General features: G+C 44.7%; 15 protein-coding genes and 1 pseudogene. 12 read left to right on the top strand and 4 right to left on the bottom strand.

Annotated elements, in window-relative coordinates:
* Positions 1–138: 138 nt before the first annotated feature.
* Positions 139–1,458, top strand: a complete 1,320-nt coding sequence (gene xylA / locus OC443_RS20700; RefSeq protein WP_073580396.1) for a xylose isomerase — start codon at positions 139–141, stop codon at positions 1,456–1,458.
* A 116-nt stretch (positions 1,459–1,574) separates the two neighbouring features.
* Here xylA and OC443_RS20695 read toward each other — a convergent pair whose 3' ends face one another.
* Positions 1,575–2,651 carry an aldose epimerase family protein gene (locus tag OC443_RS20695; RefSeq protein WP_083601538.1) on the bottom strand — a complete coding sequence of 359 codons (1,077 nt, stop codon included), beginning with the start codon at positions 2,649–2,651 and terminating at the stop codon, positions 1,575–1,577.
* Positions 2,652–2,890: 239 nt separating this feature from the next.
* Here OC443_RS20695 and OC443_RS20690 point away from each other — a divergent pair, with 239 nt between their 5' ends.
* The 3 genes from OC443_RS20690 to OC443_RS20680 all read left to right on the top strand — a co-directional run bounded on the left by OC443_RS20690 (position 2,891) and on the right by OC443_RS20680 (position 6,721).
* Positions 2,891–3,478 carry an FMN-dependent NADH-azoreductase gene (locus OC443_RS20690; RefSeq protein WP_073580392.1) on the top strand — a complete coding sequence of 196 codons (588 nt, stop codon included), beginning with the start codon at positions 2,891–2,893 and terminating at the stop codon, positions 3,476–3,478.
* 207 nt (positions 3,479–3,685) lie between these two features.
* Positions 3,686–5,050 (top strand): phosphatidylserine decarboxylase family protein, encoded by a 1,365-nt coding sequence (locus OC443_RS20685; protein WP_200796895.1) that lies wholly within the window; start codon positions 3,686–3,688, stop codon positions 5,048–5,050.
* A 21-nt stretch (positions 5,051–5,071) separates the two neighbouring features.
* Entirely contained in the window at positions 5,072–6,721 is a 1,650-nt protein-coding gene (locus tag OC443_RS20680; RefSeq protein ID WP_073580388.1) for a dipeptidase, read from the top strand.
* Between the two features lie 239 nt (positions 6,722–6,960).
* On the opposite strand, the gene OC443_RS20675 is transcribed toward OC443_RS20680, so the two are convergent.
* Positions 6,961–7,497 (bottom strand): DUF924 family protein, encoded by a 537-nt coding sequence (locus tag OC443_RS20675; RefSeq protein ID WP_073580386.1) that lies wholly within the window; start codon positions 7,495–7,497, stop codon positions 6,961–6,963.
* A gap of 502 nt (positions 7,498–7,999) precedes the next feature.
* Here OC443_RS20675 and OC443_RS20670 point away from each other — a divergent pair.
* The 8 genes and pseudogenes from OC443_RS20670 to OC443_RS20635 all read left to right on the top strand — a co-directional run bounded on the left by OC443_RS20670 (position 8,000) and on the right by OC443_RS20635 (position 16,524).
* Positions 8,000–8,959: a transposase gene (locus OC443_RS20670; RefSeq protein WP_073580384.1), complete on the top strand. Its 960-nt coding sequence runs from the start codon at positions 8,000–8,002 to the stop codon at positions 8,957–8,959.
* A 147-nt stretch (positions 8,960–9,106) separates the two neighbouring features.
* Positions 9,107–9,367, top strand: coding sequence for a tyrosine-type recombinase/integrase (locus OC443_RS20665; RefSeq protein ID WP_262021790.1), 261 nt, complete (start codon positions 9,107–9,109; stop codon positions 9,365–9,367).
* An 837-nt stretch (positions 9,368–10,204) separates the two neighbouring features.
* A complete protein-coding gene (locus OC443_RS20660) occupies positions 10,205–12,043 on the top strand; it encodes a beta-glucoside-specific PTS transporter subunit IIABC (RefSeq protein ID WP_073580378.1) in 1,839 nt (612 codons plus the stop codon).
* The gene (locus OC443_RS20655; RefSeq protein WP_073580376.1) at positions 12,043–13,503 is read left to right on the top strand and encodes a glycoside hydrolase family 1 protein; all 1,461 of its coding nucleotides are present in this window, start codon (positions 12,043–12,045) and stop codon (positions 13,501–13,503) included. The genes OC443_RS20660 and OC443_RS20655 overlap by 1 nt, the downstream gene beginning before the upstream one ends.
* Before the next feature lie 18 nt (positions 13,504–13,521).
* Positions 13,522–14,370 (top strand): PRD domain-containing protein, encoded by an 849-nt coding sequence (locus OC443_RS20650; protein ID WP_073580374.1) that lies wholly within the window; start codon positions 13,522–13,524, stop codon positions 14,368–14,370.
* 158 nt (positions 14,371–14,528) lie between these two features.
* A pseudogene (locus OC443_RS20645) lies at positions 14,529–14,791 on the top strand (helix-turn-helix domain-containing protein); the annotation flags it as partial.
* Between the two features lie 424 nt (positions 14,792–15,215).
* Positions 15,216–15,668 carry a hypothetical protein gene (locus tag OC443_RS20640; RefSeq protein WP_073580372.1) on the top strand — a complete coding sequence of 151 codons (453 nt, stop codon included), beginning with the start codon at positions 15,216–15,218 and terminating at the stop codon, positions 15,666–15,668.
* Between the two features lie 58 nt (positions 15,669–15,726).
* Positions 15,727–16,524 carry a hypothetical protein gene (locus OC443_RS20635; RefSeq protein ID WP_073580370.1) on the top strand — a complete coding sequence of 266 codons (798 nt, stop codon included), beginning with the start codon at positions 15,727–15,729 and terminating at the stop codon, positions 16,522–16,524.
* Between the two features lie 158 nt (positions 16,525–16,682).
* Here the strand turns inward: OC443_RS20635 and tdh are convergent, their stop codons facing one another.
* Entirely contained in the window at positions 16,683–17,714 is a 1,032-nt protein-coding gene (gene tdh / locus OC443_RS20630) for an L-threonine 3-dehydrogenase (protein ID WP_073580368.1), read from the bottom strand.
* A 32-nt stretch (positions 17,715–17,746) separates the two neighbouring features.
* Entirely contained in the window at positions 17,747–18,943 is a 1,197-nt protein-coding gene (locus OC443_RS20625) for a glycine C-acetyltransferase (RefSeq protein ID WP_073580366.1), read from the bottom strand.
* Between the last annotated feature and the right edge of the window lie 52 nt (positions 18,944–18,995).

Raw genomic sequence — 18,995 nt, 5'->3', positions numbered from 1 at the left:
TTCTTATTTTTAAATTCAATTTATCTACCGGGTTCAAATTTAAAAAAATGAATAATAGCGATAAGAAAAATCGCAATTGTCACCGGATGAAAACAAGTCAAATATAAATTCATGTCATATCGGAAGAGAACAGAAACAATGAGTGATTTTTTTAAACAAACAGACAAGATCAGATTTGAAGGAAAAACATCAGACAATCCGCTGGCATTCCGCCATTATGATGCTGAGCGGATGATTCTCGGCAAATCAATGAAGGATCATCTGCGTTTTGCTGCCTGCTACTGGCACAATCTGGTATGGCCGGGAGCCGATATGTTTGGTGCTGCCGCATTTGAACGTCCGTGGCACCAGTCTGCTGATGCGATGGAAATGGCGCAGATGAAAGCAGATCATGCCTTCGAATTCTTCAGCAAGCTGAGTGTGCCTTATTACTGCTTCCATGATACCGATGTCGCACCGGAAGGACAGTCGGTGAAAGAATACGTCCGGAATTTCGGTCAGATGGTCGACATTCTTGAGCGCAAACAGGAAGAAACCGGTGTAAAACTGTTATGGGGTACGGCAAACGTCTTTTCTAACCCGCGTTATATGTCCGGTGCCGGAACAAATCCGGATCCACAGGTCTTTGCCTACGCTGCAACACAAATCTTTAACGCGATGCAGGCCACTCACCGGCTTGGCGGGGAAAACTATGTTTTATGGGGCGGACGTGAAGGATACGAAACCCTGCTGAACACAGACTTACGTCAGGAACGCGAACAGCTTGGCCGCCTGATGCAAATGGTGGTCGAACATAAGCATAAAACCGGTTTTAAAGGCACCATTCTGATTGAACCTAAACCACAGGAACCCACCAAACATCAGTACGATTATGACACGGCAACAGTTTACGGCTTCCTGAAACAGTTTGGCCTGGAGAAAGAAATCAAGGTCAATATTGAAGCCAACCATGCGACACTGGCCGGCCACAGTTTCCATCATGAGATTGCGACCGCAACCGCACTGGGCATCTTCGGTTCCATTGATGCCAACCGGGGCGACCCGCAACTTGGCTGGGATACCGATCAGTTCCCGAACAGTGTCGAAGAAAATACGCTGGTTGTGTATGAAATTCTTAAAGCCGGAGGCTTTACTACCGGTGGATTCAACTTCGATGCCAAGTTACGTCGTCCTTCCATCGATCCGCAGGATCTGTTCCACGGTCATATTGGCGGTATGGATACCATGGCACTGGCACTCGAACGCGCTGCTGAAATGATTGAGAATGATGTCTTGTCTAAACATATCGCACAGCGTTATGCAGACTGGAATCAGGATTTGGGTAAAAGCATTCTGTCCGGCGATCACAGCCTTGAATCTTTAGCCACCCTGGCGGTTGAAAGTAATATTTCCCCACAAAAACATTCAGGTCGTCAGGAATATCTGGAGAATATTGTCAACCGGTTTATTTATAAATAAAACACCACATAAATATAATAAACAACCACCTGAAGTAAAATATTTAAAAGCGCCTGCATGGCGCTTTTAAATATTAATAAAGATAGCAACCCAGCCTCTTTTTTATTATTATTCAGCTAAGAAGAAAAGACTTGATAAACCGTGGTTGACCGGTAAGGATGGGCTGCAGAATAAGTCACATGGCTTCTGAAATCAGGCATATTAATCTGGTTGGGAATACACTGAGTTTCCAGACAGAACCCGGACCATGGGGCAAAACCTTTGTGACCAGAGGTTTTTTCATCTGAACCTGGCGTTAAAAAATTTCCGGTATAAAGCTGCATCGCTGTTTCAGTCGTTGACACTTTCAGATACAACCCGCTTTCCGGTTCATACACCTGTGCGACCGGCCGGAGTCCTGTTCCGTTGAGCATAAAGCAGTGATCATAACCTTTTGTATCAGCCAGCATGGGATGCATTGGGGACAGACCCGACCCCAGTTTTTTCTGCTGACGGAAATCCATCGGTGTATTGAGGACATATTCACACCGGGACGGAATTGAATCCGGATCCGTTTCCCAGTACTGACCAGCATTCAGAACCAGTTCATGATCAAAAACCGTCCCCGTCTGTCCGGTTAAATTCCGGCCGGTTAAATTAAAGTAGCTATGCTGAGTCAGATTTAACGGACACAATTGCTCCGGACAGGCGTAATACTCAATGCACAGCTCGTTATCATCTGTCAGCAGATAAGTGACCTGAACTTCAATATTAACCGGATATCCGCCTTCTCCCCGCCTGACACAGGTCCGGAATGAAACAGAGCTGGCATCTGTATTCATCAATCGCCATTTTCTTTTATGCAACTGGCAGGAACCGCCATGTAAATGATTTTTTCCTTCATTTTTATCCAGCTCAACCAGGCAGCTATTCAGTGAATAGTGCCCCTGAGCAATCCGGTTGGCCCAGGGCCCCACAACCCCGCCGATAAAAAATTCTCCCTCCAGGTATTCTTCAGGCTGCTCATAACCCAGCACGATATCCCGACAGACCCCCTGTTCATCATGAACCCGGAAATGGACAATGGTTGCCCCCAGCTCACTGACATCAACCTGCGTTCCGCAGGCATTCCGCAGATGGTACAAATGGTAATCATTTCCCCAGCCGGAAAAATAAACAGCATTTTCCTGCTGGTCCATACAATTAACAGACATTTGATGCTCCTCCTTTTTACCCAGTGTAAAAAAGGCGAACCGGGAAACTATTGCGAAAATTAATATTTGCCTAACGGAAAATCGTTACTCTAAGGCAGGTCACATTCTTCACGATTCAGACTCCCCCCTGAGCATTCAGTTTTTTCGAACAACTCCGGCGAATCCGCACGCTTTATCGATCCGTTCAACAGGCATAGGATAGCCACATCCACATTGATACAGTGAAAGGAATAATGATTATGTCTCGTGTACTTGCCCTGAAATCCAGCATCCTTGGTGAATATTCTCAATCCGGTAAATTATTAGATACCTATCTGAGCCAGTTGGACCAAAACGACGTTACTGTGCGTGATTTGGCGGCTGACCCACTGCCGGTGTTAGATTTTACTGTCGCAACGTCACTCCGGGCGACTGAAGACCTTTCCGAAGAACAACAGAAAATTATTGATTTGTCAGATCAGCTGATCAATGAAATTAAAGCGGCGGATACACTGATTATCGCCGCGCCAATGTATAACTTTTCTATCCCGACACAACTGAAAAACTGGTTTGATCTGATTGCCCGTGCCGGTGTGACTTTCAAATATACAGAAAGTGGTGTACAGGGTTTAATCGAAGGTAAAAAAGCCATCGTGGTCACGACCCGCGGCGGTATTCATAAAGATTCACCAACCGATACACTGACACCTTATGTGAAGTTATTCCTGGGTTTCATTGGTATCACGGACGTTGAATTTGTTTATGCGGAAGCATTAAACATGGGCGATGAGATGGCTCAAAAAGGCATCGAAACAGCCCGGTCACAGCTGGATGCAATCACGGTGTAAAACAGCCGTTATCGCTCCGGGAAAGCTCAGGGGCTATTGTTCTGAGAGTTTTTATTTTCCTGTTATACTATCCTTTGCAGCGTCTTCGGGCGCTGCTTTTTTGTGCAATAAAATTCTCAATCATAATTTGCATATATGATCACCTTATGCTGTATTTTATCCTGAATGTACAATAATTAAGCACTTTGTGCTGACAGGATAATGATTATGAAAAATAAGTTCAGTACTTCAACACATCGTCCCTATCCCAGCAGCTACCGGACCGGCTGGCTTCCCGGTCCAGGCAGCAAGAGTTGGGAAATATTTCATGAAGAGTTGGCTGATGTTGTATTACAGCGGGATATGACACTGAACCCGGCGGTTCAGGATCTGCTGAATTTTCTGACTGATGAACCCATCGTTGCTTATTTAATGGCAACTGCCTGTCGTCAGAATCAAACGATGCGCAATACACCTGACCTCAATACAGATGGTGTGCCGGTTCCCCGAATCCCGGATGCAGAGTTCTTTGCACTTGTCTGTAACTATCTGCTCAACTGGTGGCCGCGGTATATTCACGATGATCTGGTCGGGCTGCCATTTTCCGGCTTCACCGTCGGTATCGACCCAACCCTTGCCGGGTCTCAGTTACTCGGGCTGCCACAGTTCAATGAAAAAATGAAAGCGGTGCTAGATCAGTGGCACCAGTTCCTCGCCTCGCCAGAATCGGCAGAAGGTTTTGCAGTTGAAGGTAAGCAGTGGTTATCTCCGGCGGCGAAAGCATCCTACGAATTCGATCTATGGACAAAAGACAGCGAGACACTGCCGTACTGGCATTCATGGAATTCGTTCTTTACCCGCCAGTTTAAGGATCGTGATCTATCCAGACCAATTGCCAGCCCGGACACCAATCAGGTTGCGATCTGTCCGAATGATGGTTCGCTTTTCCGCTGGGACTGGCATGTCGACACCGATGACACCTTTTGGTTTAAAGACATGAATTATTCCCTCAGAGATATTCTGAGCTCTCCGGATCCTGCACAACAGGTGGTGATCGATGAACATCAACTCGTGGATATATTCTCCGGTGGCTATATCTTCCAGACTTATCTTAACCCTTACAATTTCCATCGCTGGTGGGTGCCGGTGAACGGAACGGTGCTTTTTGATCCTGTCTGTATTCCCGGTGCTTATTTTAACAAGCTGATCCTGCCTGATTTCGGTGGCGCCACCACCGCGTCTTTGCCCTACCTGACGGAGGTGAATGCCCGCGGTCTGATCGTGTTCGAAACCCCGGATTATGGTCGGGTATGCTGTATTCCTCTGGGGATGAGCGAAGTCTCAACGATATCATTTGATAAGAAAATGGTCCGGGGTGCAGAAGTCTCCAAAGGTCAGGAAATGGGCATGTTTAATTATGGTGGCTCATCCTTTGTCATGATTTATGAAAACCTGCCGGACAAGCAGCTTGTGTTTATGAATGCAGAAGGCAAGCACTATCCACAACGGCCGGATACCGCAGCCAGTAGTGCCGGAAGCGGAAACAACCCAACCTACATCGGCTCGCAGATCGGTGTCTGGTACTCACGCTAAGTCCAGAGGGAGAATCTGAATATGTGTACAACAATGATATTTACCAAAGGTGCCTGTGCTGATGGTGCAATGCGGGTCACCCATTCTGATGATAACGAACTGTCTGATCAACGCATGATTTATGTCCCGGCGCAGGACCACGAACCTGGCAGTTTTCGTGCCGTCGTTGCCGGGACAGACGATGCTTATCCGCGGTTGGTTTCCACTGACAGAGGACCAAATTATCAGCTTGAGGGTTATCCGGACACAAAAGCCATCGGGAAGATTCCGCAGGTTGAACATACTTACGCCTACTTCGACGGCAGCTATGGCATCATGAATGAACATAATCTGATGTTTGGCGAATGCACCAACGGCGCAAAATTTCAGCCTGAATATATTTCTCAGCAAGATGCGCAGGCATCAGGCATACAATGCCGTATATTTTATAGTGCTGAATTATCCCGCATAGCACTGGAGCGTTGTAAAACAGCGCGCGAAGCCGTGGAACTGATGGGAAAACTAATCGATGAATACGGTTATTTTTCCACCGGAGAAACCTTACTTGTCGGCGATGAAAAGGAAGCCTGGGTATTCGAAATGTGCGCTTTGCCCGACAATACTTATCACTCCGTCTGGGCCGCACAAAGAATTCCCGATGGTGAACTATTCGTCGCCGCCAATGAGTTTCGTATCCGCATACTGGAAGAAGGGAATCAGGATCAACTCTGGTCACCGTTACTCAAACCGGGCGTTGAAATACTGGGCTGGTGGAAAGAAGCAGAAGGTCCGCTGGACTGGCTGCCAACCATTAGTCAGGGAGAATATGCCCATCCTTATTATTCACTACGCCGGGTGTGGCGGGTTTTCGATCGGGCCAATCCGGATTTGGGGCTCAGCCCGTGGGTAAACGGCGGCGGTTACACAACCGATTACCCATTCTCAGCCAAACCGCAGCATCCTTTATCCCGGCGTGAAATCTTCGCTTTGTACCGCGACCACTACGAAGGCACTGAGTTTGATCTCACCGAAGGTATTGCAGCCGGTCCGTACGGCGATCCTCACCGCTTCACCGGACCTTATGACGGCGCGCAGAACAACATCTCCGATGAAAAACTCTTCGGTGCATGGGAACGGTCGATCTCTGTTTTTTATCAGGGATATATTACCGTATGTGAGGTTCGCCCGGACGCACCAGAACTAACCAAAGGCGTTTGCTGGTTTGGACCGGATGTCGCTTACACCACTTGCTTTGCACCATTCCCGGCGAAAATGAGTAACCTGCCGGCGGCTTATCAGTCCGGCGATCCGCAGGTTTACAGCCGGGACAGTGCCTGGTGGGCCTTTGATTTTGTCGCTAACTGGTCACGTCTCAATTTCCAACGTATGTGCCACGCAGATATCCTGCCATTGCAGGCCCGGCTGGAGCAGGAAGGAGAACAAGTATTGCTGGCATGGGATCAGTGCCAGGATGAGGATTTAACCCGTCTTGCTGAAGAACATGCCAATCATCTCTTGCAATGCTGGTGGCAACTGGCCGATAAACTCGTCGCAAAATATTCAAATGGCTATATCAACGGATCAAAACAACTGCCACAAAACTCACATCCTGTACCTGTCGGCTATCCATCTGAATGGCTGGGAAAAACCGACTATGCCAAAGGCCCAACCTCTTATGATATGAAACTCTGAGGTAGTAGCAGTTCATATTTTTCAGACGCAGGTTGCAAGCAATCAATGGCCCTCAGCCCCCTTAAAGCTGAGGGCCATTTTTATTCGTTCTTATTAACTGAATGTCCTCACCATCGTCGAGTGAATATAGCGTTTTGATTCGGTTATGCTGAAATATCAGTTAAAGACGCCAGTTACAGGACAGACACGACAATGTCAGAGAACCATTCCATTCTTCACTATCCTGATCCCTTGTTCACTCAGAAATCAGAACCCGGTTGTTTGAGAAACTCAATTTCTTCCGGTGTGGACACACGGCCTAAAATCTCATTACGGTGAGGATAGCGGCCAAACCTGTCAATAATGACTTTGTGTTTATATTCAAAATCCCGGTGATCTGGATGACTCAACGATTCAAATAGCTTTACAGCTTCAATATGAATCACTTTTGATTCACTGTGCATGAATGGCATAAACAGAAAACCACGCTGTGTTTCTGATAATTCATTATCCATACCTTTCGATATAGCAAACTGAGCCAGTGACAACGCGAATGAATCACATGCGAACGACTCTGGCCTCCCGCGATAAATATTTCGTGAAAACTGGTCAAGAATAATGATCTCAGCAAGACTGCCAAATGCCGTTTCCCGCCACCGAAACAACTCGCCGGCTTTAGCTTGATCATGCAATTCACCAAAACGGGTTTTAATCAACACATCTAAAGCTACATCTTTTTGCCACCATTGCTTTGGTTCAAGCTCAGCAAACCAAAAGTCTATGATTGTTTTATACATTCTTGCTCACCTCGTTGCTTTCAACCGGGCTGAAACATGACAGAGCGGAAAGATGCATGATCCTGAATACGTTGCTGTCATGATGATTATTTTATTATACCCAAGCAACCTGAAGATGCATGATTCAGCTCACGCCCTGCGGGTGAGTTTGTCAGGCTCTGAGACCTGCATATTCAGGTTGTTGGGGTATATACAAAATGAAATTTTTCGGGCTGGATGTACCGGAGCTGTTACGGGGACAGACATGCTCACTTAAGGGACAGACGTTGCTAAAATTCTTGTTACGAAATTCTTATTGAATTCTTATTGGACAGACACTGCTAAAATCGCTTATCTCAAAATATTCATCTCAAATATTGCGACAAATCGCACGTATCATCACTCCTGATTTCACTTCATATTTCACGATTCATGTTACCTGTTATGCACTTCTGTCATCCCCGCTTTTCATCCATCACTTTCCGCTGCATGATAGGTTCATCCACCCTCAGCAAGAATTGTTATGACGACACCCCGCTCCCAACAAATTGACCTGGCTGTGACACCTTATTATCACTGTGTCTCCCGCTGTGTACGCCGGTCATTTCTATGCGGAGAAGATGCCGTTTCTGGCCGCTCCTATGAGCACCGGCGGGACTGGCTGGAGCAACGTATTCTCAAACTGGCAAATATCTACTGTATCGATATCTGCGCTTATGCGGTGATGACCAATCACTATCATTTAGTCTTACATATCAATCGCCCGAAAGCTCAATCACTGACGGATCAACAGGTCATTGAACGCTGGCAGCAAGAGCACAAACTCCCTTTATTACTTCAGCGATACATCAAGCGTCAATGTACCTGCTCAGCAGAATTCAAACGCTGTCAACATATCATTCAACAATGGCGGGAGCGTTTATGCTCCCTGAGCTGGATGATGAAGGAGCTAAACTTTGAAATTGCCGTTCAGGCGAATCGTGAAGATGGCTGTACCGGTCACTTTTGGGAGGGCAGATTTAAATCACAGGCCTTATTGGATGAAGCAGCACTGCTTGCGGCCATGACTTATGTTGATCTCAATCCGGTCCGGGCCAAAATGGCAAGAACGCCGGAAACCTCTGAATACACCTCGCTGAAAAAACGGCTGGATGCGCTGGAAGAGAATCAACCAACACCTCATAACCTTTATCCATTTACCGGTTATGAACATCAGGAGCAGCCTGATGGTATTCCTTTCCGGCTGACAGACTATATCGAATGGGTTGATTTCGCTGGCAGGCAAATTCGCGCGGACAAACGTGGATGGATCGATGAACGCCAACCTACAATTCTCACCCGGTTATCCCTCTCTCAATCCGAAATCCTGAAGGTCATAGCCAACCTTGAACGAAGGCGATGCTTATGGATCGGGATAGCTGACTGTCTCATATTTATAAAAAAACATTTCAATAAAACACATGTTGATGGCTTCATAATTTAAGCTATCATTACTATGCCTCGCCTCAGAAAATATAAAAGAAATCAATAACAAGTCGACTATAATTCAAGCGAATAAATACTTCTTCGGCTAAATTTAGCTGAAAGTTTGTAATTTGTAAGACATCTGCTGCATATTTTTTAATAGTGACTGTCCAGGGTATTCAATTATTATGGGAAGCGTGCTTTAGGAAGAATCTGGCGGTATCTGTGTAAGCAAGCCGGAGTTGAGCACCGAAGCCAGTATCAGCTCCGGCACACGTACGCAAGCTGGATGATCACTCACGCGAATGTGAACGTCAGTTACCTTGCTCAGCAAATGGGCCACGCCGATATCACGATGGTAGCGAAAATATATGGTAAGTGGCTTGTTGAATCGAATAAAAGAGAATCTGATCGGGTGTGGCGGTAGTTGCTGAAGGTTCAGAGAAAGTGATTCACATGGATTAGTACAAGTCAGGGCACCATCTGCCACTTTTTAATCCATAGTTTAATCAAATCAGGCCCGACCGATTACTCCAACTCATTTATGCCCCATTCCGTGCTGGCAACTCATAAGTATTTCTTAGTAGTTGGTTCCCCACTCACCGCGACAAACTTCTGCCCCTTTGTGTTAGAGCAAACACTCATTCGTATTCTGTTAAAGAACTTTTGCCCTACCAATGGTTATCGATTAGGGCAGTGTAAAGCTCGTGTTACTTTTTATGGTTAAACCAAAATTACCAGATTCCAGTGCGTGATGCTTGGTCACTGCGGCGTTTGGCCATGATCTTACCTCCATGTTGATTGAGGTAAGATCTTGATTGGGAACAGAGGGCATGAACGCGGTGTTTATGGTGCGCTTACATTCCTTTGCCTGGGAAATGTAAGAAGATTCTAAATTAGTTGTGTTGGAATGGAGCTTGTTCGCTATTCTGGATGATATAAGATGCATTATATTTTGTGATGATAAGCATAGTTTTATATTGAATTTGCTCATGAGTTGGGCGTATTTATTTAGGTTAAAAATAATTAATATGTGATTTGAATCCTGAATGATTTGAAAACTTATATTAATTATATGATCTTTGTATGATTTCATTATTTTGAGATTTGAACTCGCCATTGATATGGAAATAACATGAATACACAAATTGCTTCGGGCATGTAACTGGTAAAGCAGGCAGGACCCAGAGAACTGAACTTAGAAATGAGTTCAGTTCTCTGGGTCTTTTTTTTTGTTTAAATAAATTCACAAAGGCGATGTGTTATGGATTACATAAAAACAGCAGAGGGGATCCTCCAACATGTTGGAGGAAAAGAAAATATCTCTCACCTTACTCATTGTTCCACCAGAGTTAGGCTTACGCTCGTTGATAATTCAAAAGCAGATTATAAGGCTTTGGAATCTGTTCAGGGCGTGATTGGTGTAAGGAAAACAGCGCAGTGCCAAATTATTATTGGCAATGAAGTCATTGAGGTTTATGACGCACTAAAAGAAATTGTAGGGGATGTTAGTGGCACAGAAGTCGTTCAGGAAAACAAAAAATGGTCTGCTGTGCTGATTGATTTCGTGATTAGTATTTTCCAGCCATTAATTCCAGCTGTCGCTGGTGGCGGTGTATTAAAATCTTTGTTGCTTCTGTTAGTCAGTGTCGGATGGATGGAAAAAGGTTCTTCGGTATATACGATTTTAGATTCAATTGGTAGTGCACCACTTTATTTCCTACCTGTTCTTGTTGCTATTACCACTGCCACCAAACTGAAAGTGAATATTCTGGTGGCAGTATCTGCGGTGGGTGCGTTGCTTATTCCGAGCATGACCAAAATACTCGCCAGTGGCGCGGTTGTTTTTGAAATTTCTCTCAAGAATATTCCTTATGCTTTTCAGGTTTTCCCTGCGATTTTGACAGTTTTGTTCTATTCGCAAATGGAACGTTGGGTGACGCGTTACGCACCAAAATCTATTCGTGTCTTTTTTGTTCCCCTGGTGTGTTTAACTGTTACCGTACCTGTAACCCTATTGGTGCTTGGCCCATTGGGATATACCGTGGGTATGGGAATGTCGACCGTTATTCTGTCTATATTTAATACCTTAGGTTTCATTGCCGTAGGTTTATTAGCAGCAATCTTGCCGTTTATGATTGCAACAGGTATGCACAAAGCGATGATCCCTTACGCAGTCAACTCAATGAGTCAGTTTGGTAAAGAAGTTTTATATCTTCCTGCATCATTAGCTCACAACATTGCTGAAGCAGGTGCAAGCTTTGCAGTGGCATTAAAAACCAAGGATGTCGCTTTACGATCAACCGCGATTTCTGCAGGTATTTCTGCGTTATTTGGTATCACTGAGCCGGCAATTTACGGTATCACCCTGCTTCATAAACCTGTGTTGTACAGCGTGATGATTGGTGGTGCAATTGGTGGTTCAATTATTGGCTTATTTGCTATCGAAGCCTTTGCTCTGGTTGGTCCTGGCCTTGCAAGTATTTCGATGTTTACTTCACCAGATGACCCAATGAATCTAATTTATGCATTGATTGCTGTTCCGGTTTCCTTCTTCGCTTCTTTCATTCCTGTACTGATTTTATGGCGTGGTGATAATGAAACCGAAAACACACCCATTAAAGCTGATAAAGAGGCTGAAAAAGCGTTTCCGTTTAAGTCACCAGTATCAGGAAAAGTGATTCCTTTAGAGCAAGTGAATGATGATGTATTTTCATCAAAGCTTATCGGTGACGGGATCGCGGTGATCCCGAGTGAGAATGTGTTGTACGCACCTGTAAACGGCAAAATTACCAGTGTTTATGAAACCGGTCATGCGATTAATATGGTTGCAGATAATGGTGCTGAAATGATCTTCCATATCGGTATCGACACGGTTCAGTTAGAAGGAAAGTTCTTTGAGACGATGGTTAAGTCAGGAGACAGAGTTGAACTAGGCCAACCTCTTGTGAAATTTGAGCGTGAACAGATAGAACAAAGTGGCTATGAGACAGTCGTGGTTTGTGTGATTGCAAATTCAGATGAGTATCAGCTTCAATCCGTTGAACAGAAAGAACAAGTGAAAAATCAAGATGTCATTATGATGGTAGAGGAATTAGCGTAATGAGTGGTAAGAATGTATTTTCAGAAGGATTTTTATGGGGTGGCGCAGTTGCTGCTAACCAGGTAGAAGGAGGTTGGAATCAGGGTGGTAAAGGCCTTTCTGTAGCTGACATGGCGACCTATAAAAAGAATGTTGATGTAAAAGATTATGATGCTCACATGGCGATTACTTCAGAGTTCATTGCAGAGGGAATGAAAGACGAATCGGATGCTATTTATCCAAAGCGTCGCGGTATCGATTTCTATCATCGTTATGCAGAAGATATTGCTTTGTTCGGTGAAATGGGGATGAAAGCGTTGCGTATCTCTATCGCGTGGTCACGTTTGTTCCCTACCGGTGAAGAAGAAACGCCAAATATGGAAGGCGTACAGTTCTATATTAATGTGTTTGAAGAGATGAAAAAACACAATATTGAGCCAATTGTTACGCTTTCTCACTATGAAATGCCACTGGCGTTAGCGGTTAAGAATAATGGCTGGGCTGATCGTAAAGTGATCGATCATTTTGTCCGCTTTAGCAAAGTCTGTTTTGAACAGTTTAAGCCCTATGTGAAGTACTGGCTGACGTTCAACGAGATAGACAGTATTTTCCGTCATCCATTTACTACGGCAGGTATCATTCCAGACAAATGCCCGGAAGGCAAAGAACGCGAAGTGATTTATCAGGCGCTGCATCATCAGTTTGTTGCATCAGCAATCGCAACGCGTGATTGCCATGAAATCATACCGGGCAGTCAAATGGGTTGTATGTTGACCAAATTAACAACGTATCCAAATACTTGTCATCCGAAAGATGTGGAAAAAACACTGCTAAAGAATCTTGAAAATTTATCTTACGCTGATGTGCAAGTGTTTGGTGAATATCCAAGCCTCACCAAAAAACTCTGGGAACTGGAAGGCATTCATATAGATATTCAGCCTCAAGATCTCGGAATCATGCAACAGCATACGGTAGATTTTGTTTCCTTCAGTTACTATATGTCTCTGACTGAATCGGCTCGTGATGATTTGGAAATTACGGCAGGGAACACCATTTTGGGTGTGAAAAACCCATATTTGCTATCAACGGATTGGGGATGGCAAATCGACCCGCTAGGTCTGAAAATTTCTCTGCTTGAGCTCTATGACCGATACAAAAAACCATTGATGATTGTCGAAAATGGTATGGGTGCAAAAGATGAGGTTGTTGATGGACAAATTCATGACCCTTACCGAATTGAGTATTTCAAAGCTCACTTCGAGCAAATGAAAGCAGCAATCGAGCTAGGCGTAGACCTTATCGGGTATACAAGTTGGGGTGCAATAGATTTGATCAGCGCGGGCACTTCTCAAATGTCTAAGCGTTATGGCTTTATTTACGTCGATCAGGATGATGAAGGAAACGGAACCTTAGAGCGTATGAAAAAGGATTCGTTTTACTGGTATCAGAACATTATAAAAACCAACGGTTCAACACTTTAAGTTTCAACAGGGGAATCTGTGCTAACCATTAAGAAAACATTGAATTCGAGCGTGGTATTGGTTGAGCAAAATGGTCAACCTATGATCTTGCTTGGCAAAGGGATTGGATACGGAAAGAAAGAAGGGGCGAAAATCAAATATGATGATGTCAGCCAGGTCTTTATGCCCGTTGATAATCTCTACGTTAAGCAGATGCTTGATAGCATAGATTCCATACCTGCGGTTTATTTTGAACTGGTACAGGAAACGGTCACTTACGCAGAAAAGGTGACCGGGCAGAAGCTAAATAATGCAGTTTATTTTGCTTTGACTGATCACCTTCATTTTGCGGTGGAACGATTTCAGAAAGAGCTACCAGTTACCAATCGTGTGTTCTGGGAGATCAAGACTTTTTATCGTAGTGAATTTTCAGTGGGTGAATTTGCGCTGTCACTACTGAAAGAACGCTTATCTCTTGAACTACCTGAGCAAGAGGCGGCAAATGTCGCTTTCCATATCATTAATGCTCGAAGCGGTGATACTACTGATACTAATGGGGCCAAATACGCACATTTAGTGGGGAAAATTGTCAATATTGTTCGTTACACTCTTGGGCGGGATACTGCTAATGACGACATTCATTACACCCGATTTATCACACACGTTAAGTATTTCGTTGAGCGGTTTTTCGCGGACAAGATGTTGCATGACAACGAAGACCCTTTATTTGAACATCTTCAGTTTAAATATCCAAAGGCGATGAATGGAGCATTTAAAGTTCGTGAGTACATGGAAGAAACCTACGGGCAAACCATTTCTAATGAAGAAGTGACCTATCTTGCTGTTCATATTTACCGCTTATTGGCTGTGGTTGAAGCTGATAGCTAACCCATGCTGTCTAACGCATTGAAATTTCGATATTTTAACAAGAAACAAGCGGTGGCTATATGTGGTCGCCAAAACAAAGTGGGGGGTACAGTCATTACTATACCCGTGATCATTGAAGATGCTTGATTTTCCTTAAAAACAGGATCATGCTACGTAACATGAAAGTGACGCTATCTCCACAGAAGAAACAAGAACTCGAACAGATGCATGACTCCACTCGTGACAGTCGAATGTGCGACCCTCTCAAAGCGGTTCTGCTTGCTTCCGAAGGGTGGAGCAATGCAATGATTTCACAGGCGCTTCGTATTCATGAAACTACGGTTGCACGTTACATCAACGATTATCTCCAGTCTGAGAAGTAAAACCTGAAAACGGTGGTAGCCAGAGCCGAATGTCTGCTGTTCAAACCATGCAGCTCATTTAACATTTGGCCGAACAAACCTTATTGTCTTCCGACACTAAGAAGGTTCTGTCCAGTTCCAAGTTACATCAAGCCACGATACCAAATTCACCATGGCTCACATTCATGGTGAGATGCTCAACATAAACCATAAAAAATATGTGGATATGCTCAAAGTATCCTCTTCAAGCGACCCAGTGCATTTGAATTGCTACGTATTTGGTCAATGATATTGATTAGCTAGCGACCGTTAAGCAGAGATGCCTAGTGTTGTATGAGTATGACAATTTGTGTTCTTGCGCAAGGTGTGCATATCCCGTCTATTTTTGTGTTTGTTATCTATCGATACGTTATGCGTTTTTGATTTGAGATAATAGGTTTAGAAAACGCGCATGCGCACTAATAAGCAGTTAAGCTGCGCTAGAAACAATGGAAAGGAGAAAAAATGGCTTTCACCGACGACAATGCTGGCTTCGCGTTCTCATGTGATGATGCTAAATTTTCTATAAATGCAAGCACATGGAATACCCGACTTTCGCAATTAGGAAAAATTGACGATGACTTGTACATAATGACTCATGGTCTTTCTAACCCAGAGTATATTGCGCAAATATTTTCTAAACGCCCATACAAAATATTTATTATTGCGAATCAGGACGCCCGAGAAAACGCAACAAGAATAAAATCTCTATTTCCTAAAGTAAAAATCGCGCTACATCCGATATTAAATGCAAAGGTTGTCTTGGTAGGCCCTGAAACTGTATGGGTTTCGAGTTCGGATTTTGGTGAAACCAAGATGGTTGAATCCGCCATAGGTCTACATTCCGTCACGGTTCACAATAGAGTCTTGGAGAATATGTTTAAGACTGAGTGGTCTAAATCAATTGAATTACAATGAGCCTAACAAGCCACTCCGTTTCAGCCTATTATTGGAGCGTTAAGTGAAAAGGATCGTAATGGAACAAAAGTTTTGTATTTTTTGCGGACAGAGTGGGTTGACTAAAGAACACTTTTGGCCAGATTGGTTTGGCAAGCAGCTCGGCAAAAATGAAGCTGCTAAATATATTGATGGTTCAATTCAGGCAACACCAAAATTAGATGATGCTGAAAAGAAAATTAATACTCGATCTGGGTGTGTGGCTACAAAGAAATTCAGGGTTGTATGTGCAACTTGCAACAATGGTTGGATGAGTGCACTGGAAGAGAAAGTAAAACCTATTCTTCAGAATGCAATCACACCTTGCGACATGAAGTTAGATAGACAACAACTTCAGCTGTTTTCCATGTGGGTCACGATGAAAACTATGCTTGCAGAACACACGAAACAAAAGACTAACTCAACTCCAAAAGAAGATTTGCGGAGATTTTGCAAGAAGCAAACTATCCCCGAGTACTTTAAGATTTATATAGCGAAGCATGATACGAATGATATTTGTGCATACTCTCGCACGTCGGTGCGACTCGGTACTGTTGCGACTGCAGAATCACACATTGGAAAAATAGAGAACAACACTCAAGCGACATCATTTTTAGTAGGCCAACTGTTCATATATGTATTTTCATGCACGGAGCCGAGCTTGAATATCTTGGGGAATTTTAAGTTAAATCGTTTAAAACGGATAAAACCATATGAAACCAAACAGTTGTGTTTCAAATCACTTAAAAATCTAGATCAACAGTCAATTCAAAATGTTACATATGCACTTGAGGATTTTATTAACTCGCAAAGTGTAGCGTCCATACAAAGTGGATAATTTTCAGGCGATTCAATCTGATTTCAAAACAGTTATCAAATCATCGTGATTTCTTAGGGCTTTTTTTGGGGCTAAATACCGCCCTATCTTCCATTTTACTGATCATCCATACATTAGTCACAAAACCAAAAAGCGCCCCATCCGGAGCGCTTTCAAAATCAGTCCCATTCCAGTATGACTTTCCCGGAAGCCCCGCTACGCATGACGTCGAAGCCTTTTTGGAAATCATCAATTTTGAAATGATGGGTGATGATCGGGGTTAAATCTAAGCCAGATTGGATCAGGCTTGCCATCTTATACCAGGTTTCGAACATCTCCCTGCCGTAGATACCCTTAATCACCAGCCCTTTGAAAATCACTTCATTCCAGTTAATCGCCATTTGAGAAGGAGGTATACCCAGCAGCGCCATCCGGCCCCCGTGGGTCATAGCTTTCAGCATTGAATTAAACGCCACCGGAACACCGGACATTTCCAGCCCGACATCAAAGCCTTCCGTCATTTGCAATTCAGCCATCACTTCTTCCAGCTTCTGTTCTGCTACATTCACAGCGCGGGTTACCCCCATTTGCTCTGCCAGCTGAAGCCGGTAAGGATTGACATCAGTAATCACCACATGGCGGGCACCGACATGACGCGCAACCGCAGCCGCCATAATGCCGATTGGGCCAGCGCCGGTAATCAGCACATCCTCACCCACCAGATCAAACGAAAGTGCGGTATGGACCGCATTACCGAATGGATCAAACACCGCTGCCAGATCGTCTGAAATTTCATCCGGAATCTTGAATGCATTAAATGCAGGAATCACCAGATACTCAGCAAAAGCACCGGTCCGGTTGACACCCACACCGATGGTATTCCGGCACAGGTGTGTCCTGCCACCACGACAGTTCCGACAGTGCCCGCAAGTGATATGGCCCTCTCCGGACACCCGGTCTCCGACAGAAAAGCCACGGACTTCCTGACCCATGCCAACGACTTCCCCGACATATTCATGTCCAACTACCATCGGCACCGGAATTGTATTTTGCGACCAGTCATCCCAGTTATAAATGTGGACATCGGTTCCGCAGATTGCCGTCTTACGGATCTTAATCAGCAGATCATTGTGACCAACTTCCGGCATATCGACGGAAGTCATCCAGATTCCCGGTTCTGGTTTCATTTTGGATAGTGCTTTGATTTTCATAAAGAATACCTCATCTAAAGCCTGTTTACCGCTCAGGTGATAATGCCCATGTCACGTCCGGTCTGAATAAACACGTCGATCGCCCTATCCAGCTGTTCCGTCGTATGTGCCGCTGACATCTGAGTCCGGATTCTGGCCTGTCCTTTCGGCACGACCGGGTATGAGAACCCCACCACATAAATACCCTTCGCCAGTGCTCTTTCTGCAAACTCTGCAGCCACTTTGGCATCACCCAGCATAATAGGAATGATCGCGTGATCGGCACCCGCCAGGGTAAACCCGGCTTCAGTCATTCTCTTACGGAAGTGCGCAGCGTTTTCCCATAAATGCGTTCTCAGCTCCTGACTTTCCGCCAGCAGCTCCAGCACCCGGATAGAAGCAGCAACAATTGCCGGTGCGACCGAGTTAGAGAACAGATACGGCCGGGAACGCTGACGCAACCAGTCAATCACCTCTTTTTTACCTGAAGTATAGCCACCCGATGCACCGCCCATCGCTTTACCCAGGGTGCCGGTGATAATATCAACCCGATCCATCACCTGATGGTATTCATGTGTACCGCGTCCGTTGTCTCCCATAAAACCAACTGCATGAGAGTCATCGACCACCACAAGTGCGTCATACTGTTCTGCCAGATCACAAATCGCCGGTAAGTTAGCAACCACGCCATCCATCGAAAAAACACCATCGGTCACAATCATTTTATGCCGTGCACCCGCATCTCCGGCAGCAATCAGCTGTTGCTCCAGTTCAGCCATATCATTGTTGGCATAACGGAAACGCTTCGCTTTACATAAGCGCACCCCATCAATGATCGACGCATGATTCAACGCGTCAGAAATAATCGCGTCATTTTGATCCAGCAGCGTTTCAAACAAGCCTGCATTAGCATCAAAACAGGATGTATAAAGGATGGTGTCTTCTTTGCCGAGAAATGCAGATAACTTCTGTTCCAGCTCTTTATGGATATCCTGCGTACCACAAATAAACCGGACAGACGCCATTCCGAAACCATGCGTTTCCATCCCCGCCTGTGCCGCTCTGATTAACTCAGGGTGGTTGGCAAGTCCCAGATAATTGTTGGCACAGAAGTTCAGGACCTCATTTGCACCAGCCACTTCGACTGCCGCTTTCTGTGGGGAAGTAATCACCCGTTCAGATTTGTACAGACCTTCTTCTTTCACGAGCTTCAGCTGCTGCTGAATATGTTGGTAAAACACAGATGACATACTCTGTTTCCTTTTATTATCAGTATGATACGTTATAAACAGCGATCGAATA

This window comes from Vibrio quintilis, assembly GCF_024529975.1.
Taxonomy (GTDB): domain Bacteria; phylum Pseudomonadota; class Gammaproteobacteria; order Enterobacterales; family Vibrionaceae; genus Vibrio; species Vibrio quintilis.
Note: the sequence above shows the minus strand (reverse complement) of the source record. Positions and strands in the feature narration are given on the sequence as shown.

What these genes read in the sequence shown, in the direction of transcription:
- xylA (WP_073580396.1), top strand. Translation starts at nt 139, where the DNA reads ATGAGTGATTTTTTTAAACAAACAGACAAGATCAGATTTGAAGGAAAA.
- OC443_RS20695 (WP_083601538.1), bottom strand. Translation starts at nt 2,651, where the DNA reads ATGTCTGTTAATTGTATGGACCAGCAGGAAAATGCTGTTTATTTTTCC.
- OC443_RS20690 (WP_073580392.1), top strand. Translation starts at nt 2,891, where the DNA reads ATGTCTCGTGTACTTGCCCTGAAATCCAGCATCCTTGGTGAATATTCT.
- OC443_RS20685 (WP_200796895.1), top strand. Translation starts at nt 3,686, where the DNA reads ATGAAAAATAAGTTCAGTACTTCAACACATCGTCCCTATCCCAGCAGC.
- OC443_RS20680 (WP_073580388.1), top strand. Translation starts at nt 5,072, where the DNA reads ATGTGTACAACAATGATATTTACCAAAGGTGCCTGTGCTGATGGTGCA.
- OC443_RS20675 (WP_073580386.1), bottom strand. Translation starts at nt 7,497, where the DNA reads ATGTATAAAACAATCATAGACTTTTGGTTTGCTGAGCTTGAACCAAAG.
- OC443_RS20670 (WP_073580384.1), top strand. Translation starts at nt 8,000, where the DNA reads ATGACGACACCCCGCTCCCAACAAATTGACCTGGCTGTGACACCTTAT.
- OC443_RS20660 (WP_073580378.1), top strand. Translation starts at nt 10,205, where the DNA reads ATGGATTACATAAAAACAGCAGAGGGGATCCTCCAACATGTTGGAGGA.
- OC443_RS20655 (WP_073580376.1), top strand. Translation starts at nt 12,043, where the DNA reads ATGAGTGGTAAGAATGTATTTTCAGAAGGATTTTTATGGGGTGGCGCA.
- OC443_RS20640 (WP_073580372.1), top strand. Translation starts at nt 15,216, where the DNA reads ATGGCTTTCACCGACGACAATGCTGGCTTCGCGTTCTCATGTGATGAT.
- OC443_RS20635 (WP_073580370.1), top strand. Translation starts at nt 15,727, where the DNA reads ATGGAACAAAAGTTTTGTATTTTTTGCGGACAGAGTGGGTTGACTAAA.
- tdh (WP_073580368.1), bottom strand. Translation starts at nt 17,714, where the DNA reads ATGAAAATCAAAGCACTATCCAAAATGAAACCAGAACCGGGAATCTGG.
- OC443_RS20625 (WP_073580366.1), bottom strand. Translation starts at nt 18,943, where the DNA reads ATGTCATCTGTGTTTTACCAACATATTCAGCAGCAGCTGAAGCTCGTG.